The organism is Roseateles sp. GW821-FHT09B06, from assembly GCF_059418245.1.
This window is the reverse complement of record NZ_JBWKPM010000008.1, coordinates 35,083-60,190: the sequence shown is the minus strand read 5'-3', so window position 1 is coordinate 60,190 and position 25,108 is coordinate 35,083. Positions and strand designations below refer to the sequence as shown.

The 25,108-nt window shown below is 70.0% G+C and carries 23 protein-coding genes; 16 read left to right on the top strand and 7 right to left on the bottom strand.

Annotated features, from left to right (window positions below):
* Nucleotides 1-30 precede the first annotated feature (30 nt).
* Entirely contained in the window at nt 31-519 is a 489-nt protein-coding gene (locus tag AC07OQ_RS09365) for a YqaA family protein (protein WP_495052847.1), read from the bottom strand.
* 202 nt (nt 520-721) lie between these two features.
* Between AC07OQ_RS09365 and dusB the strand changes: the two genes are divergently transcribed.
* From dusB to ruvC, 9 genes are all read left to right on the top strand, one after another.
* Nucleotides 722-1,792: a tRNA dihydrouridine synthase DusB gene (gene dusB / locus AC07OQ_RS09360; RefSeq protein ID WP_495052846.1), complete on the top strand. Its 1,071-nt coding sequence runs from the start codon at nt 722-724 to the stop codon at nt 1,790-1,792.
* Nucleotides 1,789-2,022 carry a helix-turn-helix domain-containing protein gene (locus tag AC07OQ_RS09355; protein ID WP_195794049.1) on the top strand — a complete coding sequence of 78 codons (234 nt, stop codon included), beginning with the start codon at nt 1,789-1,791 and terminating at the stop codon, nt 2,020-2,022. Before dusB ends, AC07OQ_RS09355 begins: the two co-directional genes overlap by 4 nt.
* A 41-nt stretch (nt 2,023-2,063) precedes the next feature.
* Complete coding sequence (gene purH / locus AC07OQ_RS09350; RefSeq protein ID WP_495052845.1) at nt 2,064-3,671, top strand: bifunctional phosphoribosylaminoimidazolecarboxamide formyltransferase/IMP cyclohydrolase; 1,608 nt, start codon at nt 2,064-2,066, stop codon at nt 3,669-3,671.
* 202 nt (nt 3,672-3,873) lie between these two features.
* Nucleotides 3,874-4,584: a PEP-CTERM sorting domain-containing protein gene (locus tag AC07OQ_RS09345; protein WP_495052844.1), complete on the top strand. Its 711-nt coding sequence runs from the start codon at nt 3,874-3,876 to the stop codon at nt 4,582-4,584.
* An 85-nt stretch (nt 4,585-4,669) separates the two neighbouring features.
* Nucleotides 4,670-6,079 (top strand): coniferyl aldehyde dehydrogenase, encoded by a 1,410-nt coding sequence (locus tag AC07OQ_RS09340; RefSeq protein WP_495052843.1) that lies wholly within the window; start codon nt 4,670-4,672, stop codon nt 6,077-6,079.
* 11 nt (nt 6,080-6,090) lie between these two features.
* On the top strand, nt 6,091-7,752 hold the full coding sequence (locus AC07OQ_RS09335) for a GMC family oxidoreductase (RefSeq protein ID WP_495052842.1): 1,662 nt from the start codon (nt 6,091-6,093) through the stop codon (nt 7,750-7,752).
* A gap of 44 nt (nt 7,753-7,796) precedes the next feature.
* Nucleotides 7,797-8,426 (top strand): lysophospholipid acyltransferase family protein, encoded by a 630-nt coding sequence (locus tag AC07OQ_RS09330; protein ID WP_495052841.1) that lies wholly within the window; start codon nt 7,797-7,799, stop codon nt 8,424-8,426.
* Nucleotides 8,423-9,403 (top strand): phosphatidate cytidylyltransferase, encoded by a 981-nt coding sequence (locus AC07OQ_RS09325; protein ID WP_495052840.1) that lies wholly within the window; start codon nt 8,423-8,425, stop codon nt 9,401-9,403. The genes AC07OQ_RS09330 and AC07OQ_RS09325 overlap by 4 nt, the downstream gene beginning before the upstream one ends.
* 133 nt (nt 9,404-9,536) lie before the next feature.
* Nucleotides 9,537-10,085 (top strand): crossover junction endodeoxyribonuclease RuvC, encoded by a 549-nt coding sequence (gene ruvC / locus AC07OQ_RS09320; RefSeq protein WP_495052839.1) that lies wholly within the window; start codon nt 9,537-9,539, stop codon nt 10,083-10,085.
* A 31-nt stretch (nt 10,086-10,116) separates the two neighbouring features.
* On the opposite strand, the gene AC07OQ_RS09315 is transcribed toward ruvC, so the two are convergent.
* The 3 genes from AC07OQ_RS09315 to AC07OQ_RS09305 form a co-directional block, all read right to left on the bottom strand.
* Nucleotides 10,117-10,869: an SDR family oxidoreductase gene (locus tag AC07OQ_RS09315; RefSeq protein WP_495052838.1), complete on the bottom strand. Its 753-nt coding sequence runs from the start codon at nt 10,867-10,869 to the stop codon at nt 10,117-10,119.
* A 106-nt stretch (nt 10,870-10,975) separates the two neighbouring features.
* On the bottom strand, nt 10,976-11,437 hold the full coding sequence (locus AC07OQ_RS09310) for a carboxymuconolactone decarboxylase family protein (RefSeq protein WP_495052837.1): 462 nt from the start codon (nt 11,435-11,437) through the stop codon (nt 10,976-10,978).
* Nucleotides 11,438-11,471: 34 nt separating this feature from the next.
* Complete coding sequence (locus AC07OQ_RS09305) at nt 11,472-12,416, bottom strand: RNA polymerase sigma-70 factor (protein ID WP_495052836.1); 945 nt, start codon at nt 12,414-12,416, stop codon at nt 11,472-11,474.
* A gap of 200 nt (nt 12,417-12,616) precedes the next feature.
* Here AC07OQ_RS09305 and AC07OQ_RS09300 point away from each other — a divergent pair, with 200 nt between their 5' ends.
* The 4 genes from AC07OQ_RS09300 to AC07OQ_RS09285 all read left to right on the top strand — a co-directional run bounded on the left by AC07OQ_RS09300 (nt 12,617) and on the right by AC07OQ_RS09285 (nt 15,117).
* Nucleotides 12,617-13,231, top strand: a complete 615-nt coding sequence (locus tag AC07OQ_RS09300; protein ID WP_495052835.1) for a LysE family translocator — start codon at nt 12,617-12,619, stop codon at nt 13,229-13,231.
* Nucleotides 13,232-13,302: 71 nt separating this feature from the next.
* On the top strand, nt 13,303-13,710 hold the full coding sequence (locus AC07OQ_RS09295; RefSeq protein ID WP_495052834.1) for a COG4315 family predicted lipoprotein: 408 nt from the start codon (nt 13,303-13,305) through the stop codon (nt 13,708-13,710).
* Nucleotides 13,711-13,724: 14 nt separating this feature from the next.
* Nucleotides 13,725-14,243, top strand: a complete 519-nt coding sequence (locus AC07OQ_RS09290) for a sigma-70 family RNA polymerase sigma factor (RefSeq protein WP_495052833.1) — start codon at nt 13,725-13,727, stop codon at nt 14,241-14,243.
* A gap of 7 nt (nt 14,244-14,250) precedes the next feature.
* The gene (locus AC07OQ_RS09285; RefSeq protein WP_495052832.1) at nt 14,251-15,117 is read left to right on the top strand and encodes an anti-sigma factor family protein; all 867 of its coding nucleotides are present in this window, start codon (nt 14,251-14,253) and stop codon (nt 15,115-15,117) included.
* Nucleotides 15,118-15,163: 46 nt separating this feature from the next.
* Here the strand turns inward: AC07OQ_RS09285 and AC07OQ_RS09280 are convergent, their stop codons facing one another.
* Together AC07OQ_RS09280 and AC07OQ_RS09275 are read right to left on the bottom strand one after the other, a co-directional pair.
* On the bottom strand, nt 15,164-15,670 hold the full coding sequence (locus AC07OQ_RS09280; protein WP_495052831.1) for a PEP-CTERM sorting domain-containing protein: 507 nt from the start codon (nt 15,668-15,670) through the stop codon (nt 15,164-15,166).
* A gap of 20 nt (nt 15,671-15,690) precedes the next feature.
* Nucleotides 15,691-18,375 carry an ExeM/NucH family extracellular endonuclease gene (locus AC07OQ_RS09275; protein WP_495052830.1) on the bottom strand — a complete coding sequence of 895 codons (2,685 nt, stop codon included), beginning with the start codon at nt 18,373-18,375 and terminating at the stop codon, nt 15,691-15,693.
* Between the two features lie 643 nt (nt 18,376-19,018).
* Here AC07OQ_RS09275 and AC07OQ_RS09270 point away from each other — a divergent pair.
* Nucleotides 19,019-20,500 carry a sodium:solute symporter gene (locus AC07OQ_RS09270; protein ID WP_495052829.1) on the top strand — a complete coding sequence of 494 codons (1,482 nt, stop codon included), beginning with the start codon at nt 19,019-19,021 and terminating at the stop codon, nt 20,498-20,500.
* On the opposite strand, the gene AC07OQ_RS09265 is transcribed toward AC07OQ_RS09270, so the two are convergent.
* On the bottom strand, nt 20,452-21,300 hold the full coding sequence (locus AC07OQ_RS09265; RefSeq protein ID WP_495052828.1) for a hypothetical protein: 849 nt from the start codon (nt 21,298-21,300) through the stop codon (nt 20,452-20,454). The genes AC07OQ_RS09270 and AC07OQ_RS09265 overlap by 49 nt on opposite strands.
* An 83-nt stretch (nt 21,301-21,383) precedes the next feature.
* Between AC07OQ_RS09265 and AC07OQ_RS09260 the strand changes: the two genes are divergently transcribed.
* Both AC07OQ_RS09260 and AC07OQ_RS09255 read left to right on the top strand, forming a co-directional pair.
* Nucleotides 21,384-23,147: an ABC transporter ATP-binding protein gene (locus AC07OQ_RS09260; protein WP_495052827.1), complete on the top strand. Its 1,764-nt coding sequence runs from the start codon at nt 21,384-21,386 to the stop codon at nt 23,145-23,147.
* A gap of 117 nt (nt 23,148-23,264) precedes the next feature.
* Entirely contained in the window at nt 23,265-25,067 is a 1,803-nt protein-coding gene (locus AC07OQ_RS09255; protein ID WP_495052826.1) for an ABC transporter ATP-binding protein, read from the top strand.
* The last annotated feature ends 41 nt before the right edge of the window (nt 25,068-25,108 follow it).

Below are 25,108 nucleotides of genomic sequence, written 5' to 3'. Positions count from 1 at the left end.
CCGGGTGGGCGCGGCCGCATTGTCAGCGATTCAGTGGTTCGGAAATATCCAGAGCAGGACCGCGGTCATGCCGATATAGCGGACCAGCTTGCCGATGCCCATGTAGAACAGGCAGGGCCAGAAGGGCAGGCGCAGCCAGCCGGCCAGCGCGCACAGGGGGTCGCCCACCAGGGGCAGCCAGCTCAGCAGGCAAGCCCTGGCACCGAAGCGCTGCAGCCATTGCAGCACGCGGCGCTCGCGCGGCGGATGGTGGGCCGCGCGCTCGTAAAGCCGTTCGGCGCCGTAGCCCATCCACCAGCTGATGCCGCCGCCCAGCGTGTTGCCCAAGGTGGCGACCAGCACCGCCGGCCAGAACAGCTCGGGGTTGAGCTTCACCAGCCCGAACACCGCGGGCTCCGAGCCCATCGGCAACAGCGTGGCCGACACCAGGGCCACGACGAAGACCGCCGGCAGACCCAGCTGTGGCAGCGCCAGGTATTCCAGCAGCGCGGCGATCAGGTCTTGCAGCCAGGCTTCCATCGTCGGCATTATCCCCAGGGCGGAGGTCGACCCGATGCGATCGCGCTCCCGGACGCCTGGCCCGATGCCCCCCCCGGACGACAAGAACAGCCGGCTCTGGATGCGCCGGAATCCGCGGTCGCCGTGGCGCAGGCCCGGCCCCCGGAGACGCCCAGGAGGTATACTCTTGCCTCTTTTTTGAGCAGACTTCCCTCCCCCTCCCATGCATATCGGCCCCCATGAGCTGCCGAACCGCTTGTTCGTGGCGCCGATGGCCGGCGTCACCGACCGGCCGTTCCGTCAGCTGTGCAAGCGCCTGGGCGCCGGCTATGCGGTCTCCGAGATGGTGACCTCGCGCAAGGATCTGTGGCACAGCCTGAAGACCTCGCGCCGCGCCAACCACGAGGGCGAGACCGCGCCGATCGCGGTGCAGATCGCCGGCACCGACGCGGCGATGATGGCCGAGGCCACCGCCTACAACATCGCACGCGGCGCCCAGATCATCGACATCAATATGGGCTGCCCGGCCAAGAAGGTCTGCAACAAATGGGCCGGCTCGGCCCTGATGCAGGACGAGCCGCTGGCGCTGGAGATCATCGAGGCCGTGGTGGCCGCGGCGGCGCCGCAGGGCGTGCCGGTCACCCTGAAGATGCGCACCGGCTGGTGCGCGGCCGAGAGGAACGCGGTGGCGCTGGCGCGCCGGGCCGAGGCCGCCGGCGTCGCGATGGTCACCGTGCATGGCCGCACCCGCGAGCAGGGCTACAAGGGCCTGGCCGAGTACGACACGATCCGGGCCGTGAAGGCCGCGCTGCGCATTCCCGTGGTGGCCAACGGCGACATCGATTCGCCGCACAAGGCCCGCGAGGTGCTGACCCATACCGGCGCCGACGCGATCATGGTCGGTCGCGCGGCCCAGGGCCGGCCCTGGATCTTCCGCGAGATCGCGCATTTCCTGGCCACCGGCGAGGAGCTGCCGGCGCCACAGGTGGGCGAGGCGCGCGACTGGCTGATCGAACATCTGGACGACCATTACCGCCTCTACGGCGCGCTGACCGGCATGCGCAGCGCGCGCAAGCACATCGGCTGGGCCGTGCGCGCCCTGCCCGGCGGCGAGGCCTTCCGCCAGCGCATGAATCTGCTGGAGAGCTGCGAGGCCCAGGTCGAGGCCCTGCGCGGCTTCTTCGGCGCGCTGGGCGACGCGCATGAGCGTCTGCCCTATCTGGCGCTGCCGGCGGCCAATGACGAAGATCAAGAAGACGACACAACAAGCACAACAACAAGGTTAATGGCATGACGCCCAAGCCCATCGATACCGTGGTTCGCGAGAACCTCGAAGCCTATTTCCACGACCTGGACGGCGAAGAGCCCCACTCGATGCACGAGATGCTGATCAAGCTGGTCGAGAAACCGCTGCTGGAGATGGTGATGCAGCGCACCGGCGGCAACCAGAGCAAGGCCGCCGACTGGCTGGGCATCAACCGCAACACCCTGCGGCGCAAGCTCACCGACCACAAGCTGCTGTGAACGAACTCCCGAAACTCCCGAGAACTCCCGAGACCCTCGCCATGAGCCAAGTACTCACCGCCCTGATCTCCGTGTCCGACAAGACCGGCATCCTCGAATTCGCCCAGCAACTGCACGGCCTGGGCATCAAGCTGCTGTCGACCGGCGGCACCGCCAAGCTGCTGGCCGATGCCGGCCTGCCGGTCACCGAGGTGGCCCAGCACACCGGCTTCCCCGAGATGCTGGACGGCCGCGTCAAGACCCTGCACCCGAAGATCCACGGCGGCCTGCTGGCGCGCCGCGACCTGCCCGAGCATGTGGCCGCTCTTCAAGAGCATGGCATCGCCACCATCGACATCCTGGCGGTCAACCTCTACCCGTTCGAAGCCACGGTTGCCAAGCCCGGCTGCACGCTGGAGGACGCGATCGAGAACATCGACATCGGCGGCCCGGCCATGGTGCGCAGCGCGGCGAAGAACTGGAAGGACGTCACGGTGCTGACCGACGCCGCGCAGTACGCGGGCGTGCTGGCCGAGTTGAAGAGTGCCGGCAAGACCAGCGACAAGACCCGCTTCGCCTGCTCGGTCGCCGCCTTCAACCGCATCGCCCAGTACGACGCCGCGATCAGCAACTACCTGAGCGCCCTGGCCGAGGACGGCACGGTGAGCGCCTTCCCGGCCCAGATGAACAGCAGCTTCATCAAGGTGCAGGACCTGCGCTATGGCGAGAACAGCCACCAGAGCGCCGCGCTCTACCGCGACCTCTACCCCGCCCCCGGCGCGCTGGTGACGGGCAAGCAGCTGCAGGGCAAGGAACTGAGCTACAACAACATCGCCGATGCCGACGCGGCCTGGGAATGCGTGAAGAGCTTCGACGGGACCGGAGGGACCCATGGTCCCGCGGCCTGCGTGATCGTCAAGCATGCCAACCCCTGCGGCGTGGCCGTGGCGGCCAGCGCCGCCGAGGCCTATGCCAAGGCCTTCAAGACCGACCCCACCAGCGCCTTCGGCGGCATCATTGCCTTCAACCGCGTGGTGGACAAGGCCGCGGCCGAGCTGGTGGTCAAGCAGTTCGTCGAGGTGCTGATGGCGCCCGGCTTCACCGAGGAGGCCAAGGCCATCTTCGCGCCGAAGGTCAATGTGCGCCTGCTGGAAATCGCCCTGCCGGCCGCCGGCGGCAAGACGCCCTGGGAGCAAGGCCGCAACGCGCAGGACAGCAAGCGCGTCGGCTCCGGCATCCTGATCCAGAGCGCCGACAACCATTTCCTGAAGCCGGCCGACCTGAAGGTCGTCACCACGCTGCAGCCCACGCCGCAGCAGCTCGACGACCTGATGTTCGCCTGGACCGTCGCGCAGTACGTCAAGAGCAATGCCATCGTGTTCTGCGGCGACGGCATGACCCTGGGCGTCGGCGCCGGCCAGATGAGCCGCATCGATTCGGCCCGCATCGCCTCGATCAAGGCCGAGAACGCCGGTCTGAGCCTGACGGGCTCGGCCGTCGCCAGCGACGCCTTCTTCCCGTTCCGCGACGGCCTGGACGTGCTGGCCGACGCCGGCGCTTCCTGCGTGATTCAGCCCGGTGGCTCGATGCGCGACGAGGAGGTGATCGCCGCCGCCAACGAGCGCGGCATCGCGATGGTGCTCACCGGCGTGCGGCATTTCCGGCATTGATCCGGCACGGCGGAAGCCCCGCGCCGAGCCCCTGCGGATTCGGCGCCGGCTTCCGCAAGACCTGACCCTGTCGGCCCGCTTTACACCTTGAGGCCTCGGCCGCCCGCTCCGGGCCGGCCCATGCCCCTGAAATCAAGGACTTGCCTCACAAGGCCCGGTTTTTGCTTTTGCCGCCCCTGCGTGCGCATGCCGCGGAGGAAAGATGATGATGAAAGAAAGCAAAACAATGAGGGTCCAACAACTGATCAGGGCCGCGGCCCTCGGCGCTCTGGCCCTGTGCGGCGGGCTGGCTCAGGCGAGCCCGGTCACGTTCACATTCAGCAGCAGCGGCGTCATTTCGATCCCCGATTCGGGTCCCGCCACTCCCTATCCCAGCACGATCAATGTGGGCCAGTCCCTCACGATTCTCGATGTCAATGTCGGCCTGCTCGGCCTGAGCCATTCGTTCCCCGACGATCTCGACATCCTGCTGGTCGGCCCTGGCGGACAGACGGTGCTGCTGATGAGCGATGCCGGCGGCAGCAATGACGTCGGCGGCCTGAACCTGACGTTTGACGACGAGGCGGCGGGCTCGCTGCCCGATAGCGCTCAGCTGACGGCGGGCAGCTACAAGCCGACCGATATCGGCGCCAGCGAAACCTTCCCTGCCCCCGCCCCGGCCGGCCCCTATGGTTCGTCGCTGTCGGCCTTCGACGGCGGCCTGTCCAATGGGAGCTGGTCGCTGTTCGTGCGGGACGACGCGGCGGCTGATATCGGCCGCCTCGCGGGCTGGTCGCTGACCCTGACCTTGGATGACGGCGGCAACAGCGTGCCGGAGCCCACCAGCCTGGGCCTGGTGGGCGTGGCACTGCTGGGCCTCGCCGCCACGCGGCGGCGCCGCCGAGTCGGGCCGCAGGGTAGCCTCGCAGAGTAGAGCCCCCCCTCTAGCCAAGGGCCACTCCCCTTGGCGTTCCGGCGCCCAGCAGATAGCCTCGGTTCCACAAGACCGAGGAGACTGCTTGGACCACAGCCCGAACGAGCGCCTGCGACTCTGCCTGGAGTCGCAGCGCAGCGCCTTCCTGGCCGACCCGATGCCCAGTCTGGCGCTGCGGCGCGAGCGCCTGCAGCGCGTGCTGGACATGACGCGCCGGCATGCCGAGGCGCTGGCCGCCGCGATGGCGCAGGACTTCGGCCATCGCTCGCGCCACGAGAGCCTGCTGGCCGACATCTTCACCGTCGAGTCCGGCGCGCGCCACGCGATCCGGCACCTGCGCCGCTGGATGGCCATCAAGCGCGCCCCGACCGCCCTGCATTTCCTGCCCGGCCGCAATCGGCTGATGCCCCAGCCGCTGGGCGTGGTGGGGATCGTCTCGCCCTGGAACTATCCCTACAACCTGGCGCTGAGCCCGGCCGTGGCGGCTCTGGCGGCCGGCAACCGGGTGATGATCAAGCCCTCCGAGCTGACTCCCGCCACCTCGGCCCTGATGGCCCGGATCGTCGCCGAGCATTTCGCGCCCGACGAGATGGCGGTGCTGACCGGCGACGCCGAGCTGGGCCGCGCCTTCAGCGCCCTGCCCTTCGACCATCTGTTCTTCACCGGCTCCACCGCGGTGGGCCGGCTGGTGGCCCAGGCCGCGGCGCAACACCTGACCCCGGTGACCCTGGAGCTGGGCGGCAAGTCGCCGGCCGTGGTCGACCGCAGCGCCGACCTGGCGCTGACGGCAGAGCGCCTGGCCTTCGGCAAGCTGCTCAACGCCGGCCAGACCTGCGTGGCGCCCGACTATGTGCTGGCGCCGCGCGAGCTGGTGCGGCCGCTGGCCGATGCGGTGCTGGCAGCGATGCGGCGCCTGTACCCGCGGATCGCCGGCAACCCGGACTACACCGCCATCGCCACGCCCCGCCACCATGCGCGGCTGCAGGGCCTGCTGGACGAGGCGCGGGCGCAGGGCGCCACCCTGCTGCGCAGCCACGACGAACATCCCGGCGACCGCCGCCTGGTACCCACCCTGCTGCTCGACGTGAACGAGGGCATGGCCGTGATGCGCGAGGAGATCTTCGGCCCGCTGCTGCCCATCCTGGCCTACGAGCAGCCGCGCGACGCGATCGCCCTGATCAATCGCCATGAACGCCCGCTGGCCCTGTACTGGTTCGGCCGCGACGCTGCCGCGCGCGACCTGCTGCTGAGCCAGACCCATGCCGGCGGCGTGACCGTCAACGACTGCATCTGGCACCTGGGCCAGGAGGACCAGCCCTTCGGCGGCGTCGGCGCCAGCGGCCATGGCGCATACCACGGCGTCTGGGGCTTTCGCACCTTCAGCCACCTGAAGCCGGTGTTCCATCAGCCGCGCTTCGCGGGCACCAGGCTGTTCCATCCGCCCTACGGCAAGACCTTCGAGCGCCTGCTCGGCCTCTTGAAAAAAATCACCTGAGGCCGGCTGCGATGGAAACCGACTACATCATCATCGGCGGCGGCTCGTCCGGCGCCGTGCTGGCCGGCCGGCTCAGCGAGGACGCGGACTGCCGCGTCACCCTGCTGGAGGCCGGCGGCCGCGGCGACAACTGGGTGGTCAAGACGCCCTTCGCCGGCGTGCTGCAGGTTCCCAGCAAGCTGAACAACTGGGCCTTCGAGACCGTGCCGCAGGCCGGGCTGAACGGCCGGCGCGGCTACCAGCCGCGCGGCAGGGTGCTGGGCGGCTCTTCCGCGATCAATGCGATGGTCTACATCCGCGGCCACCGCAGCGACTACGACGCCTGGGCCGCCGCCGGCAACCCCGGCTGGGGCTTCGACGAGTTGCTGCCCTACTTCATCCGCGCCGAGAACAACGTGCGCTTCGGCGCGCCCTGGCATGGCCAGGATGGTCCGCTGCGCGTCGGCGATCTGCGCACCGACAGCCCGCTGCATGAAGCCTGGCTGGAGGCGGCCCGCGCGCAGGGCTACCCGGTCGTCGAGGATTTCAATGCGGCGCGGATGGAGGGACTGGGCGTCTACCAGGTCACCCAGTTCGAAGGCGAGCGCTGGAGCGCCGCGCGCGGCTATCTGCATCCGCACCTCGGCCAGCGCGCCAACCTCGACCTGCAGACCGACACGCGGGTGCTGCGCATCCTGATCGAAAACCGCCGCGCCGTCGGCGTGGAGGTCCTGCAAGGCGGCATCCGACGCACGTTGCGCGCCCGCCGCGAGGTGATCCTCAGCGCCGGCGCGCTGCAGTCGCCGCAGCTGCTGATGCTCTCGGGCATCGGCGACGGCGCGGCGCTGCAGGCCCTGGGGCTTGCGGTCGCCCACCACCTGCCCGGCGTGGGCCGCAATCTGCATGATCACCCGGACTTCGTGTTCGGCTATGTCTCCGACAGCCTGGACACGGTGGGCATCTCGCTGAAGGGCGGCGCGCGCCTGCTGAAGGAGATCGACCGCTACCGGCGCGAACGCCGCGGCATGATCACCAGCAACTTCGCCGAATGCGGCGGCTTCCTCAGCACGCGGCCCGGCCTGCCGGCGCCCAATGTGCAGCTGCACTTCGTCGTCGCGCTGGTGAAGAACCACGCACGCGAGCTGGGCCTGGGCCACGGCCTGTCCTGCCACGTCTGCCTGCTGCGCCCGCAAAGCCGCGGCAGCGTGCGCCTCGCCGCCGCCGACCCGCTGGCCACGCCCCTGATCGACCCCGCCTTTCTGCAGCACCCGGACGATGTGCGGCAACTGATCGAAGGCTACCGGCTGACCCGCGACCTGATGCGCGCCCCCAGCCTGAAAGCCTACTGGACGCACGAGATCTGGAGCCGCGAGGCCCAGGTGGGCGATGGCGATGCCGAGATCGAGGCCCTGCTGCGCCAGCGCGTCGATACCGTCTACCACCCGGTGGGCAGCTGCAAGATGGGCCCCGGGGGGCGCGACCCGCTCGCCGTCGTCGATGCGCAACTGCGCGTGCACGGCATCGAGAGCCTGCGCGTGGTCGATGCGTCAGTCATGCCCCAGGTGGTCAGCGGCAACACCAATGCCCCGGCCATCGCGATCGGCGAGAAGGCGGCAGACCTGATCCGCGGCCGCGCCGCGCCCCGGCCCGCCGCCACCGGAGCAGCCGCTCAAGACCTGGCCCTGCCGGTCTGAAGGTCCGGATACCGCCCCGCCGGCTCCGGGGATAATCGCGCCCCATGTCTCTTGCCGAATTCACCGGCCTGTTCCTGGCCTGGCTGGCGCGCCTGATCACGGGCGCGCAGGGCCATTGGAAAGGCTGCCCGCCCACCGCCGAGCAGCGCATCTACTTCGCCAACCACCAGAGCCACTTCGATTGGGTGCTGATCTGGGCCGCGCTGCCGGCCGAGCTGCGCGCGCGCACGCGCCCGATCGCGGCGCGCGACTACTGGACCGGCAGCCGGCTGAAGGCCTGGCTGACCGGCGCGGTGTTCAATGCCATCTATGTCTCGCGCACCCGCAGCAGCCCCGACGAGGATCCGCTGGAACCGCTGGTCGAGGCGCTGGCGGGCGGCGACTCGGTCGTGATCTTTCCCGAGGGCACGCGCTCCAGCAAGGGTGACCCGCAGGCCTTCAAGGCCGGGCTCTTTCATCTGGCCGCGCAGTTTCCGCAGGTGCAGCTGATCCCGACCTGGATCGACAATGTGCAGCGCGTGATGCCCAAGGGCGAGGTCGTGCCGGTGCCCATCCTGTGCACCGTCACCTTCGGCGAAGCGCTGCAGCGCCGGCCGGACGAGGACAAGCGCGCCTTCCTGGAGCGGGCCCGCGCGGCGGTGATGGCCCAGCGGCCCGTCGGAGGCCAGGCATGAGGGCGCTGCGCATGATGAGCGCCAGCGACCAGATCGCGCTGCTGTTCCTGATCCTGTTCGGGCTGCTGGTGCTGATCACGCTGGGCGGCTTGCTCTATTCGCTGAAGAGCGGCGAGCGCAGCGAGCGTGCCGAAGACAACTGGCGCCAGTTCAGGCGCGACCTGAAGGCCATCTGGGGCGGCTCCTGCCTGTTCTGGGCCGCCTGGGTCTCGGGGCCGGTGGGCGCGACCCTGCTGTTCGGCGTGCTGTCCTTCCTGGCGCTGCGCGAGTTCATCACCCTGATGCACACGCGCCGCGCCGACCACCGCAGCCTGATCCTGGCCTTCTTCGCGATCCTGCCGCTGCAGTATGTGCTGGTGGGCACGCGGCATTTCGACCTGTTCAGCGTGCTGATCCCGGTCTACGGCTTCGTCGCCATTCCCGTGGCCAGCGCCTTGGCCGACGATCCGCAGCGTTTCCTGGAGCGCAATGCCAAGATCCAGTGGGGCATCATGGTCTGCATCTACGGCCTGTCGCATGCGCCGGCCCTGCTGCTGCTGGATTTCAAGGGCTACGAGGGCCGCGGCGCCTTCCTGCTGTTCTTCATGGTGATGGTGGTGGGCGTTGCGCAGATCGTGCAGGAGGTGGCCAGCCGCTCGCTGCGCCGCCGGCCGGTGGCGCGCCGCATCAGCCGCAGCTTCTCGCTGCGCGCCTGGTGGCTGGGCCTGCTGGCGGCCGCGCTGTCGGGCGCCCTGCTCTACTGGATCACGCCCTTCAAGGCCGGCCAGGCCCTGGTGATGGCCGTGATCGCCGCGGCCGCCGGGACCATGGGCGGTCTGGTGATGAAGGCGCTCAAGCGCGACGCCGGTGTGATCTACTGGGGCAACCGCAGCTCCATCACCGGGGCCGTCGGCCTGCTGGACCGCATCGCGGTGCTGTGCTTCGCGGCGCCGGTGTTCTTCCACTCGGTGCGCTGGTACTTCAAGGCGAATCTATGACCCACCCCCTACGCGCTTCGCGCGCCCCCTCAAGGGGGCACGCCCACCGGACCGGCAGAGCCGGATCCTCGGGCGTCGCGGGGCTCGACCTGTGTCCCGCGACGCGGCCACCGCGACGCGGCATGGAGGACTGATGCGCATCCTCGGCATCGATCCCGGCTTGCAGACGACGGGCTTTGGCGTCATCGACGCCGACGGCCCGCGCCTCGCCTATGTGGCCAGCGGCACGATCAAGACCGCCGCGGCGGCCACGGGCGACCTGCCAGCGCGGCTCAAGATCATCTTCGACGGCGTGCGCGAGGTGACGGCGCGCTACCAGCCGCAATGCGCGGCGGTGGAGATCGTGTTCGTCAACGTCAACCCGCAGTCCACCCTGCTGCTGGGCCAGGCGCGCGGCGCGGCGCTGACGGCCCTGGTGTCCTGCGACCTGGCGGTGTCCGAGTACACCGCGCTGCAGATGAAGAAGGCCGTGGTGGGCCATGGCCATGCGAAGAAGGAACAGATCCAGCTGATGGTGCAGCGCCTGCTGAACCTGCCCGGCGAGCCGGGCAAGGACGCGGCCGATGCGCTGGGCCTGGCCATCATGCATGCCCATGCCCGCGTGTCCTTCGAGGCGATGAGCAAGAGCACCACCCTGCAGCGGCGCCAGCACGCGCAGTTCCGCGGCGGACGCACCTACTGACGGCGCCGGCGCGGCCGGCGCATGGGGCCGCTCACGCGCCGGCGTTCTGCGCCAGCCAGCCGTCCAGCGTGACCGTGCCGAGCCGCACCCCGGCGCCGGGCATCAGCGAGGCGTCGGTCAGACGGGTGCCGAAATACAGCGCCGCGTCGTCGGTCACGACCTCGCGGGCATCGCCGCTGGCCCGCAGCGTGCGGCGCATCAGCTCGTCGAGCCGGAAGACCTGGGGGCCGGCAATCTCGCAAGTGCCGTTCAGCGGCGCCTCGGCGGCAACCCGGGCCAGCGCGGCCGCCACATCGGCGGCGGCCATCGGCTGCAGCTGGGCCGAGGAGACGCGCACGGTCTGGCCCTCGGTGCCGACATGGGCGATGGCGCCCAGGAACTCGAAGAACTGGGTGGCGCGCACGATGGTGTAGGGCACGCTGGAGGCCTTGATCAGCGCCTCCTGGGCCACCTTGGCGCGGAAGTAGCCGCTGTCGGGCACCCGCTCGGAGCCCACCACCGACAGCGCCACATGGTGGCGCACGCCGGCGGCGAGTTCGGCGGCCAGCAGGTTCTGGGTCGAGGCCTTGAAGAACTGCATCACGGCCTCGTCCTCGAAGGAGGGCGAGTTCGTCACGTCCACCACCACCTCGGCACCGGCCAGGGCCGCGGCCAGGCCTTCGCCGGTCACCGCGTTCACGCCCGTGGACGGCGAGGCCGCCAGCACCACATGACCGGCCTGCTCCAGCAGGGCCGCCAGCTTCTTGCCGATGAGGCCGCTGCCTCCGATGATCACTGCTTTCATGTCGGGTCCTTCAACGATAGAGGGTTGGGATCGAGGACGGTGGCGGCTTGCAACCGTCGCTGCGGCACAAGACGTTCGGCGCGGCCGGCCTGTGACGGCGCTCCGCTCACTCGATCGGCTTTTCGAGCACGGGCATCTGCATGCCGATGGCCATGCGGTTCCAGGCATTGATCGCGGCGATCGCCCAGCACAGCTCGACGATCTCCTGATCGCTGAACTGCAGCTTGAGGGTCTCGAAATCGGCGTCGCGGCCGCCCTGCGCCCCGGCCAGCCGGGTCATGGTCTCGGCCCAGTTCAGCGCGGCGCGCTCGCGCCCGCTGTACAGGCCGGTCTCGCGCCAGCTCGCCAGGCTGTTGATGCGCTGCCAGCTCTCGCCGGCCTTGCGCAGTTCGCGGGCATGCATGTCCAGGCAGAAGGCGCAGCCGTTGAGCTGGGAGACGCGGGTCTGTACCAGCTCGATCAGCTGCGGGCCCAGCGAGGACCTGGCGATGCTGGCATTGACGCCGGCCATGGCCTGGTAGGCCTTCGGGGAGATATGGGTCCAGGGAAGACGCGGTTCGGTGTTCATAGGCTGCCTCGAGTGCCATGCGGGATGCACAGACTCAAGACGTTTGGGGCGGCGGGCTTGTGACGCCGGGGGCGGCGGCGGCAGCGCTGTGGTAGTTGAGCTCGCGGCCCAGCGCCGCGGCGATGCGGGCCAGCTTGTCCGGATTGCGCTGGGCATGGATGCGCAGGATGCGCTCGCCATCGGTCTCCAGCGACTGGGCCGATTCCAGCGTGCCGTCGATGAAGCGCAGCAGGCCCCATTGGCCGTTCAGCACCACCACCTCGAAGCGCACCAGGCCCGGATAGCGCAGCTGGGTGGCCAGATAGAGCTGGGCGATGCGCTGGCCGCCTACCATGGGCACGCCGAAACTCGGCACCTTGCCGCCGCCGTCGCCGATCAGCTGGGCGTCCTCGGCCAGCATGGACTTGAGCGCGGCGAACTCGCCGCGCTGCGCTGCATCGGCAAAGCCGCGCAGCAGGCGCAGCTGGGTCTCGCGCGCCACCGTGTAGCGCGGCCGCTGGTCCTGCAGCTGCACCTTGGCGCGGTGCACCAGCTGGCGGCAGGCCGGCTCGGTCTTGCCCAGGGCCTCGGCCACCTCGCCATAGTCGGCATCGAACACCTCGCGCAGCAGATAGGCCGCGCGCGCCTCGGGCGCCAGGCGTTCCAGCAGGGCCATGAAGGCCACCGACACATCGTCGACCCGCTCCAGCAGCTGTTCGGGCGAGGCCGGCGAATCGCTGATCAGCGGCTCGGGCAGCCAGGTGCCCACATAGTGCTCGCGCTGCACCTTGGCGCTGCGCAGCCGGTCAATGGCCAGGCGCGTGGTGACCGAGACCAGCCAGGCCTCGGTGTTGTCCACGCATTCCAGGTCGGTCTCGTGCCAGCGCAGCCAGGCGTCCTGGACCACTTCCTCGGCCTCGGCCGAGGAGCCCAGCATGCGGTAGGCGATGCCCTGCAGGCGCGGGCGCAGGCGGGTGAAGCATTCGGTGGCGTCGTTCATGGTGATCCAGACGTTTGGCACCCCCGTTCCGTGACGGCGGCGCCGGTTTTCCTTCCTGTCTTTCCTGCCCCTTGCGGTCGCTTGCGGTCTCTTGCTGTCTATCGATCCATCCATTCTCTCCACACCGTCGCCCCGGCCGCTCCGGCCGGGGCGTCCAACGCGTACCATCGCGAGGCACGTTCAAGCCCTGGAGTTTCGCCATGTTCGGCATCACCGACTATCCCGCCTTCGTCATTGCCGTCATCATCTTCCTGCTGATCCCGGGCCCCGGCAATCTGGCGCTGATCTCGTCCACCGGCAAGGGCGGCTTCAAGGGCGGACTGGCCGCCACGCTGGGCCTGATCGCCGGCGACCAGGTCCTGATGTGGCTGGCGGTGGCCGGCGTGGCGGCCCTGCTGGCGGCCTCGCCGCGCGTCTTCGCCGGCGTGCAATGGCTGGGCGCCGCCTATCTGGCCTGGCTGGGCTGGCGCATGCTGCGCGCCCGGCCGGGCGCGGCACCGGTGCTGCAGATCCGACCGCGCCGGTATTTCCAGCAGGCCCTGTTCATCACCCTGCTGAACCCCAAGGCCATCGTGTTCTACATGGCCTTCTTCCCGCTCTTCGTCGATCCGGCCCGCCATCAGGGCCTGCTCAGCTTCGCCGCGATGGCCGCCACCATCGCCGCGCTGACCCTGGCCTATGGCCTGCTTGTCACCCTGCTGACCTTGCGCCTGGCCAGCCGGCTGCGCAGCAATCCCCGCTTCGGCCAGTTGCTGGAGAAGCTGGCCGGCACGGTGCTGATCGGCTTCGGCGTCAAGCTGGCCCTGTCGCGCTGATTTTTTTGGGCCGCGCTGGAATAAAGCGGCCGCGCCGGGTGTTCTCGCTGGGTACGCAACTGGAGACCCCCATGATCCCGACTCTCAAGCGCCTCGCGCTAAGCACCGCCATCGCCGCCATCGCCGGCACGCTGGCCGCCTGCGCCGGCATGCAGCAGCAGCCCGCCGCCCCGGCCATGGCCCTGGATGGCGCCCTGGTCGGCCCGGCCAAGATGACGCTCTACACCTTCGACCGCGACACCGCCGGCTCGGCCAAGAGCGTCTGCAACGGCCCCTGCGCCGCCAACTGGCCGCCGCTGCCGGCCAAGGCCGAGGACCAGGCCCAGGCCCAGGGCGACTGGAGCATCGTGATGCGCGACGACGGCGCCCGCCAATGGGCCTACAAGGGCCGCCCGCTGTACTACTGGGCCAAGGACCAGAAGCCCGGCGACCGCACGGGCGACGGCGTCAACCAGGTCTGGAAGACCGCCAGGCCCTGAACCGCGCGGGCGCGATGATCCTCGACGAGGCCCTGCCGCATCTGCCCCGGCTGCGTCGCCATGCGCGGCTGCTGACGGGCGACGCGGCGCGCGCCGACGATCTGCTGCAGGACACGCTGGAGCGCGCGCTGCTGAAGGCCGCGCTGTGGCGCCCCGAGCTGGGCGGGCCGGACCGGACCCAGGCCCTGCGCGCCTGGCTGCTGAGCCTGATGCACCGGGTGTTCCTGAACCAGCTGCGCGACGAACGCCGCCATCCGCACGAGGAGTTCGACGACGCCCTGCATGGCGGCCAGCTGGAATCCAGCCTGCCGCTGCGCCTGGACCTGGAGCGCGCGCTGGCCGCGCTGCCGGCCGCGGCGCGCGAGGTGCTGCTGCTGGTCTGCGTCGAGGAACTGAGCTACCAGGAGGCCGCCGATGTGCTGGACGTGCCGCTGGGCACCGTGATGTCGCGTCTGGCGCGCGCCCGCGAGCGGCTGCGCCAGCTGATGCATGGTGAAGCGCCGCGAGTGGCACCGCTGCGCGTGGTGAAGTGACAACAAGATGAGCAAGCAGGAATTCGGCATGATGGACGAGGCCCGGCTGCACGCCTTCGCCGACGGGCTGCTGGAGGCGGCCGAGGCCGCCGAGGTGGCCGCCTGGCTGCAGGAGCACCCCGCCGATGCACGACGCGTGCTGGACTGGCGCAGCCAGCGCACCGGCCTGCAGGCCCTGCATGCCGAGCTGCTGGACGAACCGCTGCCCACGGCCCTGCTGCAGGGCCTGCGCCGCGGCGAACGCCGCCTGGCCGCCAACGCGCCCAGCTACCGGGTCCAGGCCCTGGCCGGTGTCTGCGTGCTGGCCCTGGGCCTGGCCCTGGGCTGGAACGGCCGCGCCTGGCTGGCGCCGCCGACGGGCGCGGCCGAGCGCGCGGCCGCGGCACCCGGCCTCGTGCCGGGCTTCGTGCGCGATGCCGGCATCGCCCATGCGGTCTACCTGCCGGAGCGGCGCCACCCGGTCGAGGTCGGCGCCGAGCAGCAGGAGCATCTGGTGCAATGGCTCAGCAAGCGCCTGGGTCAGCCGCTGCGCGTGCCGCATCTGGAGGGCGAAGGCTGGCGCCTGATGGGCGGGCGCCTGCTGCCGGCCGGCGAGGCCTCGGGGCCCGAGCAGGCGCGCGCGCAGTTCATGTACGAGAGCACGGACGGTGAATGGAGCAGCGAGCGGTTGACGCTCTATGTCTCGGTGGTCGGCGCCGCACAAGGCGCCCCCACCGCCTTCCATTTCTCCGAGCAGGGTCGGGGCGCGCAGGCCAGCCGCAGCTTCTACTGGGTGGACGGGCGGCTGGGCTATGCGCTGACCGGCCGGCTGCCGGCGCAGCGGCTGGCCCAACTGGGCGAGCAGGTCTACCGGCAGCTGCAGGCGCAGCCATAGAAAACGGGGCCCGAAGGCCCCGTCGAACATGGCACCGCGACCAGGCTCAAGCCAGGTCGGCCGCCTTGCGGCGGCGCGCGATCGCGCCGATGGAGGCCAGGCCGGCCAGGCTCATCAGCCAGCTGCTGGGTTCGGGCACGGCGGTGACGCTGTAGGAGCCGAAGCCCTCGCCGGCCGGGGTCCGGTAGCCCAGGTAGGCGCCGGAGAAGTCGACCACGCCGTCGGCCAGGGTCACCTCATAGGCACCGGAGGCGAAGCTGCCGTTCAGGCCGACGAACCGGCCGTCCCAGAAGGCGGCCTGCGGCGATGCCGGCGTGGTGGCCGAGCTGAAGTTCTGGCCCAGTACATTGAGCGTCCAGGCGCTCAGGTCCAGGAACTCGTAGCCGGAACCGCTCAGAGCCAGTTCGTCGTAGCTGAACTGGCCGCCGAAGCCCAGGCCGGCCAGCGGGCCGTCGTCGAGCCGACCCGCGAAGCTGTAGGCGGCGGCCTGGGCATTCAGGCCGGCCAGGGCCAGCGCGGCGGCCAGCAGGGTGTGACGCATCTTGATGATCATGCTGTGTCTTCCTTCTTGATTCAGAACTTGAAGCTGGCGGCGTTCAGTGCCGAGCAGTTGACGCCCTTGAGCACGGCCATCGTGCGGGCCTTCAGCGCGCCGGCACTGCCGTCGGTGTCGACCCCCACCAGCGCGCCGGCGGCGGAGTTGGTGCAGCTGACATGGCCGCTGGCCAGCGGATCCGGGCTGCCGATGCCGGTCACCTCCAGCAGCCTGGTGAAGACCAGCCGATCCTCGCCCGGCGTGAAGTCGGTGATGGTGTCGACGCCATCCAGCACGCTGCTGTAGACGAACTGGTCGCGGCCGGCACCGCCGGTCAGCGTGTCAGCACCCGCACCGCCCTCGATCACATCGTCGCCCGCCGTGCCGACGATGGTGTCGCGGCCGGCCGTGCCGCCGATCTGCTTGAGCAGGTTCAGGCCCAGCACGACGGGATCATGGTCGGAGGACTTGTAGGGCGTCGGCGCGTAGTAGTCCGGGCCGCAGGTGGCGCAGGCCGGCTGCTTGAACTCCAGGTTGTAGTCGATGATGGTGGGCTCGTCGGCATTGACATGCCAGGGCGCGGCCGAGACGATCTTCTGCTGCATCGTGGCCGTGCTCAGGCCATGGTCCATGCGGCCGGCCAGGCCGTCGAACACATAGGAATGGTTCTCGGGCATGAAGCGCGCCACATGGTCGACGATCAGGCCGTCGCCGGTCAGCGCGTGCAGCGGGTCTTCCTGGCCATGGGCGTTCAGGTCGCCGATCAGGATCAAGTCGTCGGTGCCGGCGCTCGTGCGGATCTGGCCCAGGAACTCGCGCAGGCGCTCGGCCTGCTGGACCCGGGTGGCGTTCCAGCAGCTCTGGCCGTCGCCCTGGTCGGCATCGGCGCCGCCGCCCGAGGGGCAGCTGCCCTTGGACTTCAGGTGGTTGACCGCCACCGCGAAGCGCTCGCCGTTGGGTGCCGCGAAGCCCTGGGCGAAGGTCGGGCGGTTGTTCACCTCATGGGTGTCCGACAGCGCCACGCCGTTCAGCGCCAGACGGCCGGGCTTGTAGATCAGCGCCACGCGGATCGCGTCGTCGCCGGTGTTCAGCGCGCCCTTGGGCACCACCTTGTAGACGTTCGGGCCCAGCTTGGCATTGAGCGCGTCGACCAGGTTCTGCGCCGCCACGTCGCCGTTGTTCTGGACCTCCATCAGGCCCACCACGTCGGCGTTGATGGCCGACAGCGAGGCCACCAGCTTGGCCTGCTGACGCTGGAACTCCGCCAGGTTGTTGGCGCCGCGGCAGTTGGAGGCGGCGGTGGAGGTGCCCAAGGTGCAGCCCTGGCCGCTCTGGCCGCCGGCGGTCTGGCCGTTGGTGAAGGTGGTGAAGTAGTTCAGCACATTGGCGCTGGCCACCTTGTAGTTGCCGCCGACCGCGGTGGGGGCGGTGGTGCGCGGGTTGCTGCGCTCGAACAGCACCGGCGCGGTGGGCTGCAGCTTGTACATCGCGGCGCCGGTGGCGGTGGCGGTGGCCAGGCCGAAATCGATCACGCCGGTCAGCGCGGCGGCCGTGTCGCCGGCCCGCACCGTGTCGCCCTCGCCCATATAGGGCGTCGGGTTGGGGTTCTGCACCGAGCTGTTGTCGTCCAGGATGAACATGCGGCGCGCGTTGTCGGCCGCCAGCGCCAGCGCCTCGGGCGTGCCGGGGCGGTACAGATTGGTGGGCTGCCAGGTGCGGCCGCCGGCCGCCATGGTCAGCTGGCCGAAGCGGCCCAGGAAATAGTTCTGCTGCACGGTCAGCGGGCCCTTCAGCGTGACCAGCATGCCCTCGTAGGCTTCCAGGCCGCCGGCCGGCAGGGTGCTCAGGTCGACCTCGACGGGCGTGATCGCATGGCCGGAACTCAGCACCGTGATCGCGGTCGGCGCGCTCAACTCCGTGATGGGGTTGGCCTGCGCATCGGCGCTGCCGGCGCCGGCGATGAATTCGACCACCTTGGCCGTGACCCTCAGCTCCTGACCGAGCTGGGCGCTGTTGGCGGCATTGGTGTAGACGAAGATGCCGTCCGAGCTGGCCATGTTGCCGTCGCCCAGGCGGTCCTGCATGTAGAAGCCGGTCGACACCACATGGGTCACGACACCGGTGGTGGTGACGGTCTGGTCCTTGTAGGGGCTCTGCGCGCCGCTGCCCTGGATCGTGTAGATCGCGACCGTGGAGCCGGCGGGCGGCGGGGTTTCACCACCACCACCGCTGTCGCAAACGTTTGTCGCCGAGGCCGAATTGCGCGGGGCGGGAGCGCTGACGCCAAAGTCGGCATTGTTGTTGTTGCTGTCCGTGCAGCCCTTGCCGGCGCGCAGCGCTGCCGTCGTGTTGCTCAACGCGGGCGTCGGCGAGCCCTCGATGGCGGTGCTCGCCTCGCCGAAGCTGACCACATCCACGACCTGGGCCGCGCTCGGGCTGGCGACGGCCAGGGCCGCCACACCGGGAACCAGGGCCACCTTGCCGGCGCTGCCGCTCATCGCTGCGGCACCGCTATGGTCGGGCGTGGGCAGGGCCTGGGTGCCGCCGCTGCCCTTGGCCATCTGGATCAGGAAGTACTTCCCGGGCTGCAGCATGTGGTCGGGCAACGGCGTCAGGGAACCGGTGGAGGTGCCGAAGGTACCGGCGCTGGAGGCATATTGCACCGACCAGCCATTCAGGCTCACCGGGTTGTTGCCGGCATTGAAAATGCTCGACGAAATCATGCGTCAGCGTGGCGCCGTTATTGCCGCCTCCGCCATATACCTGGCTGATCACGACGCCGCTGGTCGAGGCCAATACCGCCGGCGCCGCAAATACTGCCGCCAGCAGGGAAACAAGAGGTTTTAGCTTCATGGTCAAAAGATGATGGGAAGGACCGAGGGAGGAACCACCCCGCCCCGCCAACCGAATCAAAAAACCCATGAAATCATGGGCTTGCGGTGGTCGCCAGAGCGGCTTCGACAGCATGCTAGCGTTTGTGTATGACAGCTTGAGACACCGCGAATGCGGGGTGCCGGGCGCGCTGGATATTCTTCCTCCATATCCGGACAACGGGTATTGGCCCAGCCAACACCCGCAAATTTTGCGCAAATGAAACGCAAATGCAGCGCAGATGCGCAAACGGTTGCACATACTCCGATAAGTTATTGATTCCTCACTCGCGCCCCGGGCGGGCATCGCACGGCGGCCGCTCCCCGGCGCGGTCGCCTCGATTTGCAATCGGCCCGGGGTTTTCCCTGGCACGCGCGCCGGCCATCGCGCCGCTTGCGGGTTTTCACCGGTTATGCCCGCCCGACGGACCGGAATGCGCGGCCGCGGAAGGGCTGCCCATAATCGGCAGCCCTCCGGTGCCCGCCCCTGATCGCCATGTCCCCCCTGCTGCTGCTGACCGTCGTGCTGGCCTATTTCACGCTGCTGCTGGGCGTGGCCTGGTGGAGTTCGCGCGCGGCCGACAACCAGAGCTTCTTCATCGGCAACCGCAACAGCAACTGGGGCCTGGTGGCCTTCGGCATGGTGGGCACCTCGCTGTCGGGCGTGACCTTCATCAGCGTGCCCGGCGCGGTGGGCGCCTCGGCCTTCAGCTATTTCCAGATCGTGCTGGGCCAGTTTCTCGGCTATGCGGTGATCGCCTTCGTGCTGCTGCCGCTCTATTACCGCCTGCGGCTGACCTCGATCTACGACTACCTGGGCCAGCGCCTGGGACCGCGCAGCTACCAGACCGGCGCCGGCTTCTTCATCCTCTCGCGCACCCTGGGCGCCACCGCGCGCCTGTACCTGGTCGTGAAGATCCTGCAGGAGGCCATCCTCGACGGTTTCGGCCTGCCCTTCTGGCTGACCGCGCTGGTGATTCTCTTGATGATCCTGGCCTACACCTACGAAGGCGGGGTCAAGACCATCGTCTGGACCGACACCCTGCAGACCAGCGGCATGCTGCTGGGCCTGATCGTCTGCGTGGCCTATCTGCTGCGGGCGCTGGACCTGGAACTCGGCCAGAGCCTCGTGCGCCTCAACGAGACCGGCCTGTCCCAGGTCTTCGTCGGCGATCCGCTGAGCCGCCTGTTCTGGGGCAAGCAGATCCTGGCGGGCATGTTCATCGCGATCGCGATGACCGGCATGGACCAGGAGATGATGCAGAAGAACATCTCGGTCAAGCGCCTGGCCGATTCGCAGAAGAACGTGATGGTGCTGGCCACCATCATGCTCGCGGTGGTGCTGCTGTTCCTGTTCCTGGGCGGCCTCCTGCAGCTGTTCGCGGCCCAGCAAGCGCTGACGGCCAGGGGCGACGAGCTGTTTGCCGCGGTGGTGCTGAACCATCTGCCGGCCTGGGTGCAGCTGGTCTTCATCATCGCGCTGATCTCGGCCCTGTTCCCCAGCGCCGACGGCGCGATCACCGCCCTGACCTCCAGCTTCTGCATCGACCTGCTGGGCCTGCAGCGCCGCCAGGACTGGGACGAGGCCAGGAAGCTGGCGGTGCGCAAGCGCGTGCACCTGGCCTTCGCGGCCCTCTTCCTGCTGCTGGTGATGGGGTTCAAGTGGGTCAACGACCCCAGCATGATCGGCCTGATCCTGAAACTGGCGGGCTACACCTACGGGCCGCTCCTGGGCCTGTTCGCCTTCGGCATGCTGAGCCGGCGCGCGGTGCGCGATGCCTGGGTGCCGGCGGTGGCCGTGGCGGCGCCGCTGCTGTGCTGGCTGCTGGACAGCCGGCAGCGCTGGTTCGGCGGCTACGAGCTGGGCCTGGAGCTGCTGCTGATCAACGGCCTGCTGACCCTTGCCGGCCTGTGGCTGGTCTCCAAGCCTCAGCCGTCCAGCCTGGCCTCCAGCGCCGCCAGACAGCCGTCGGCATAGAGGCGCTCGTCCCCTTCCAGCAGGAGCACGCGCTCGGCCATCTGCGCATGCGCGCGCCGCGCCAGCGCCGCGTCGCCCGCGGCCAGCGCCGCCAGGCCCAGGGCCTGGTAGGCGAAGCAATGCTCGTAGTCGCCGGCCTCGTTGCCCTGGCAGACCTCCAGGCAGTCCTGCGCGGCGCGCAGCGCCAGCGCGCCCTCGCCGGCCGCCGCCGCGCACAGGGCCAGCTGCCAGTCGGCCCGCTCCAGCTCCAGCCAGCCGCCGGCGCGCTGCCAGGCGGCACGGGCACGGCGGGCGGCGTCCAGCATGGCGTGCGCCGCCTCGGCATCCCCGGCCCTGAAGTAGCTGCGCAGATCGCCGGCCACATTGTTGGCCATTGCGGCCCAGGCCTTGGCGCCATCCGCATCGCCCGCGACCAGGGCCTGGGCCGCATCCATCAGGGCCGCCAGCCCGGCGAAGTCGCGGCCGCGCGTGCGTGCCAGGGCCGCGTTGTAATGGGCGCGGATGCGCTCGGCCGGGGCCAGCTCTTGCCAGTCGGGCGCGGCGCCCGCCGCCAGCGCAATGGCCGCCTGGGCCCGCCGGGTCTGGGCGGCGGGCAGCGCCGGCAGCAGGGCCGCCAGGCCGGCGCCATCGGCCAGATGACCCAGCAGGACATGCTCGGCCGCGCGCAGCCAGGCCTGCTGCTGCGCCGGCTCGGCCCCGGGCAGCGCCGGGGCCGCCGCGCGCAGCAGGTCCGCGGCCTCCGCGGCGCGATCGGGGTGGATGTTCAGCGCCTCGTCGATACGCTCCGCTAGTCCGCTCATGGCGATCACCTCCTGAGCCTTGATGCTAAGGCGATTCTTGGCACTTCTTGGCACAATCGGCCCTCCCCGACCCAGCCCGCCCCATGACCCTGACCCAGCTGATCGCCGGCTTCGTGCGCCGGCACTGGCCCGCCTATGCCGCCTCGGCCCTGATGCTGGCCGGCATCGCGCTGCTGACCGTCTGGATCCCGCGCCAGGTCGGCGCGGTGGTGGACGGCATGATCGCCGGGCGCCTGCAGACCGGCGGCCTGTTGTGGGAGCTGGCCCTGCTGCTGCTGGCCGGCCTGCTGATCTATCTGATGCGGGTGGGCTGGCGCATCGCCCTCTTTGGCGCGGCCTACAAGCTGGGCCGTCAGCTGCGCATCCAGCTCTACCAGCGCCTGACCCTGCAGGGCCCCGGCTTCTTCCAGGCCAAGCGCACCGGCGACCTGATGGCCCTGGCCACCAACGATGTGGATGCCGTGGAGCTGGCCGCCGGCGAGGCCCTGCTGGCGGCCTTCGACGGCACGCTGACCCTGGTGCTGGTGCTGGCAATGATGACCCTGGGCGTGGACTGGCGCCTGGGCCTGGCCGCGCTCTTGCCCTTCCCCCTGATGGCGCTGGCCTTCTGGCGCATCTCCGACCATGTGCACCATGCCTGGAAAAGCTCGCTGGACCGTTTCTCGCTGCTGAACCAGCATGTGCAGGAGGGCCTGGCCGGCGTGCGCACCCTGCGCGCCCTGGGGCTCGTGCCGCGCAGCAGCCGGCAGTTCGCCGCGCTGGCCGACGGCGCCGGCGAGGCCAGCTACCAGGCGCAGCGCTGGGAGGCCGCCTACGAGCCGGCCGTCGGCATGACCCTGACCGCGGCCATGGCCATCGCGCTGGGCCTGGGCGGCTGGCTGGTGGCGAAACAGGAACTCTCGATCGGCCAGCTGACCTCGTTCACGATGTACCTGGGCCAGTTGATCTGGCCGATGTTCGCGGCCGGCTGGGTGCTGTCCCTGCTGGAGCGCGGCCGGGCGGCCTGGGGGCGGCTGGCGCCGGTGCTGCAGGCGCCGCTGACCCTGACGGACGACGGGCGGCAGGCCCTGCCGGCGCGGGCCGAGATCGCGTTCGAGCGCCTGTCCTTCGCCTACCCCGGCGAGGAGGAAGCCGCGCCGCGCCTGGCCGTGGAGGCCGTGAGCCTGCGCCTGGCGCCCGGCCAGACCCTGGGCCTGGTCGGCCCCACCGGCGCCGGCAAGTCCACGCTGCTGCGCCTGCTGCTGCGCCAGTTCGAGCCGACGGCGGGCCGCATCGCGATCGGGGGCCAGGCCTTGCCCGAGTTCGAATTGCCATCGCTGCGCCGGGCCATCGCCTGGGTGCCGCAGGAGCCCTTCCTGTTCTCGGCCTCGATCGCCGACAACATCGCGCTGGCCCGGCCCGACGCGACGCGCGCGCAGGTGCAATGGGCCGCCGGGCTGGCCGCGGTGCACGAGGACATCCAGCGCCTGCCGCAGCGCTACGACACCCTGGTCGGCGAGCGCGGCGTGACCCTGTCGGGCGGCCAGCGCCAGAGAGTCGCGATCGCCCGCGCCCTGCTCAGCGACGCGTCCATTCTGCTGCTGGACGACGCGCTGTCGGCCGTCGACACCGGCACCGAGACCCTGATCCTCGAACACCTGCGCGAGCTGCGCCGCGAGCGACCCGAACGCTGCGTGATCATCGTCAGCCACCGCCTCAGCGCGGTGATGGAAGCCGACCAGATCGTGGTGCTGCGCAAGGGCCACATCACCGAGCGCGGCAATCACGAAACCCTGCTCGCACAAGAGGGCTGGTACGCCACCCAGTGGCGTTACCAGCAACTGGAGGCCAGCCTCGATGCGGCTTGACGCCCACCCCCTACCGGCTGCGCCGGCCCCCTCAAGGGGGCGAGCCCGCAGGACCGGCCAGGCCGGATCCTCGGGCTCCGCTGGGTCGAGACCCGACGTTTGCAACGAGAGTGCCACGTGACGAACCCTGATACCGACACGCAAGAGAAGCCCTGGCGCTCGGTCGGCCTGCTGCTGGAGTCGGCGCGGGGCGAGAAGCCCGAGCTGTGGCGCGGCGTGCTGTGGCTGGTGCTGGCCGCCGGCCTGGAGGCGCTGGGACCGATCATCGGCAAGTTCTTCATCGACCATTACCTCTTGCCGCGCAGCTTCGACGTCACGGCCATGGCCGGCCTGCTGGCCGCGCTGCTGCTGTCGGGCTGGGCCGCCAGCTGGATCCGCTATGCCCAGCTGGCGCGCATGGCCGGCGTGGCGCGGCGCTCGGTCCTGAGGCTGCGCGAGCGCGTCTATGCCCATGTGCTGGCCCTGCCGATGGCCTTCTTCGACAAGGCCATCACCGGCCAGCTGGTCAGCCGCGTCACCAACGACACCGAGGCGGTGAACCAGCTCTACCGCCAGGTGCTCTACGTGATGCTGGACTCCAGCATCGTCGTGCTCGGTTCGATGATCGCGATGGCCTGGCTGGACTGGCGCCTGATGCTGATCGTCGCCACCCTGGTGCCGGCGATGCTGATCATCATCACGCTCTACCAGCGCCTCTCAGGCGCCGCGGTGGCGCGCTCGCGCCAGCTGCGCAGCGACATCAATGCCCAGATGGCCGAGAGCATGGCCGGCATGGCCGTGCTGCAGGCGGCCGGCGCCGCGCCGCGCTTCGCCGAGCGCTTCGGCGGAACCAACCAGCGCCAGCTGAAGGCCCGCATGGACGAGCTGCGCGCCAATGCCTGGCTGCTGCGCCCGGCGCTGGACCTGCTGAACGTGCTGCTGGTGGTGGGCCTGATCTACGGTTTCGGCCAGCGCCAGCCGAGTCTGGCGACGGGCATCGGGACCGCCGCGCTGGAGGTGGGCCTGCTCTACGCCTTCCTGGGCTATATCGCCCGCGTGGTGGAGCCGCTGATCCAGATCACGCTGCAGTTCGGCCAGCTGCAGCAGGCCATGGTGGCGGCCGCGCGCGTGCGCACCCTGCTGCAGGAAACGCAGAGCGTGCCCCCGACCAACGCGCAGCACCGCATCGGCCATGGCCACATCACGATCGATTCCCTGAGCTTCGGCTACGACCCGGCGCATCCGGTGCTGCACGACCTGAGCCTCAGCTTCGCGGCCGGCAGCTTCGTCGGCATCGTCGGCCATACCGGCAGCGGCAAGTCCACCCTGCTGTCGCTGCTGCTGCGCTTTTATGCGCCGCAGTCCGGCCGCATCGAGATCGACGGCCAGCCGCTGGCCGCCATTCCCGACGCCACCTTCCGCGACCGGGTCGGCCTGGTGCCGCAGGAGCCCTATCTGATGGCCGCCAGCGCGCGCGAGAACATCGCGATGGGCCGCGCCGACATCACCGAGGAGGATCTGATCGACGCCGCCAAGGCCGCCCGCATCCACGAGTTCCTGGCCGGGCTGCCGCAGGGCTACGACACTCCGCTGGGCGAGGGCGGCGCGAGGGTCTCCACCGGCCAGAAGCAGCTGATCGCGATGGCCCGCGCGCTGGCCGGCGCCCCGACCCTGCTGTTCCTCGACGAGGCCACCTCCAACATCGACAGCGCCACCGAGCGCGTGATCAGCGAGGCCCTGGAGGCCCTGCGCGGCCGGGTCACCGTGGTCGCGATCGCGCACCGGCTCTCCACCATCCGCGCGGCCGACCAGATCGTGGTGCTGAACCACGGCCACCTGGCCGAGCGCGGCACGCACGAGACGCTGATGCGGCATGAGGGCGGCATCTATCAGCGGCTGGTGCAGCTGCAGGCGCTGGATACGGGCGTGGGGCCGGGCTGAATTCACGGCCCCGGCCAAATTCGGCCGATGACGACGCCGCC

Coding starts and splice junctions, on each gene's coding strand:
- AC07OQ_RS09365 (WP_495052847.1), bottom strand. CDS start 519: ATGGAAGCCTGGCTGCAAGACCTGATCGCCGCGCTGCTGGAATACCTG.
- dusB (WP_495052846.1), top strand. CDS start 722: ATGCATATCGGCCCCCATGAGCTGCCGAACCGCTTGTTCGTGGCGCCG.
- AC07OQ_RS09355 (WP_195794049.1), top strand. CDS start 1,789: ATGACGCCCAAGCCCATCGATACCGTGGTTCGCGAGAACCTCGAAGCC.
- purH (WP_495052845.1), top strand. CDS start 2,064: ATGAGCCAAGTACTCACCGCCCTGATCTCCGTGTCCGACAAGACCGGC.
- AC07OQ_RS09345 (WP_495052844.1), top strand. CDS start 3,874: ATGATGATGAAAGAAAGCAAAACAATGAGGGTCCAACAACTGATCAGG.
- AC07OQ_RS09335 (WP_495052842.1), top strand. CDS start 6,091: ATGGAAACCGACTACATCATCATCGGCGGCGGCTCGTCCGGCGCCGTG.
- AC07OQ_RS09330 (WP_495052841.1), top strand. CDS start 7,797: ATGTCTCTTGCCGAATTCACCGGCCTGTTCCTGGCCTGGCTGGCGCGC.
- AC07OQ_RS09325 (WP_495052840.1), top strand. CDS start 8,423: ATGAGGGCGCTGCGCATGATGAGCGCCAGCGACCAGATCGCGCTGCTG.
- ruvC (WP_495052839.1), top strand. CDS start 9,537: ATGCGCATCCTCGGCATCGATCCCGGCTTGCAGACGACGGGCTTTGGC.
- AC07OQ_RS09315 (WP_495052838.1), bottom strand. CDS start 10,869: ATGAAAGCAGTGATCATCGGAGGCAGCGGCCTCATCGGCAAGAAGCTG.
- AC07OQ_RS09310 (WP_495052837.1), bottom strand. CDS start 11,437: ATGAACACCGAACCGCGTCTTCCCTGGACCCATATCTCCCCGAAGGCC.
- AC07OQ_RS09305 (WP_495052836.1), bottom strand. CDS start 12,416: ATGAACGACGCCACCGAATGCTTCACCCGCCTGCGCCCGCGCCTGCAG.
- AC07OQ_RS09300 (WP_495052835.1), top strand. CDS start 12,617: ATGTTCGGCATCACCGACTATCCCGCCTTCGTCATTGCCGTCATCATC.
- AC07OQ_RS09295 (WP_495052834.1), top strand. CDS start 13,303: ATGATCCCGACTCTCAAGCGCCTCGCGCTAAGCACCGCCATCGCCGCC.
- AC07OQ_RS09290 (WP_495052833.1), top strand. CDS start 13,725: ATGATCCTCGACGAGGCCCTGCCGCATCTGCCCCGGCTGCGTCGCCAT.
- AC07OQ_RS09285 (WP_495052832.1), top strand. CDS start 14,251: ATGAGCAAGCAGGAATTCGGCATGATGGACGAGGCCCGGCTGCACGCC.
- AC07OQ_RS09280 (WP_495052831.1), bottom strand. CDS start 15,670: ATGATCATCAAGATGCGTCACACCCTGCTGGCCGCCGCGCTGGCCCTG.
- AC07OQ_RS09275 (WP_495052830.1), bottom strand. CDS start 18,375: ATGATTTCGTCGAGCATTTTCAATGCCGGCAACAACCCGGTGAGCCTG.
- AC07OQ_RS09270 (WP_495052829.1), top strand. CDS start 19,019: ATGTCCCCCCTGCTGCTGCTGACCGTCGTGCTGGCCTATTTCACGCTG.
- AC07OQ_RS09265 (WP_495052828.1), bottom strand. CDS start 21,300: ATGAGCGGACTAGCGGAGCGTATCGACGAGGCGCTGAACATCCACCCC.
- AC07OQ_RS09260 (WP_495052827.1), top strand. CDS start 21,384: ATGACCCTGACCCAGCTGATCGCCGGCTTCGTGCGCCGGCACTGGCCC.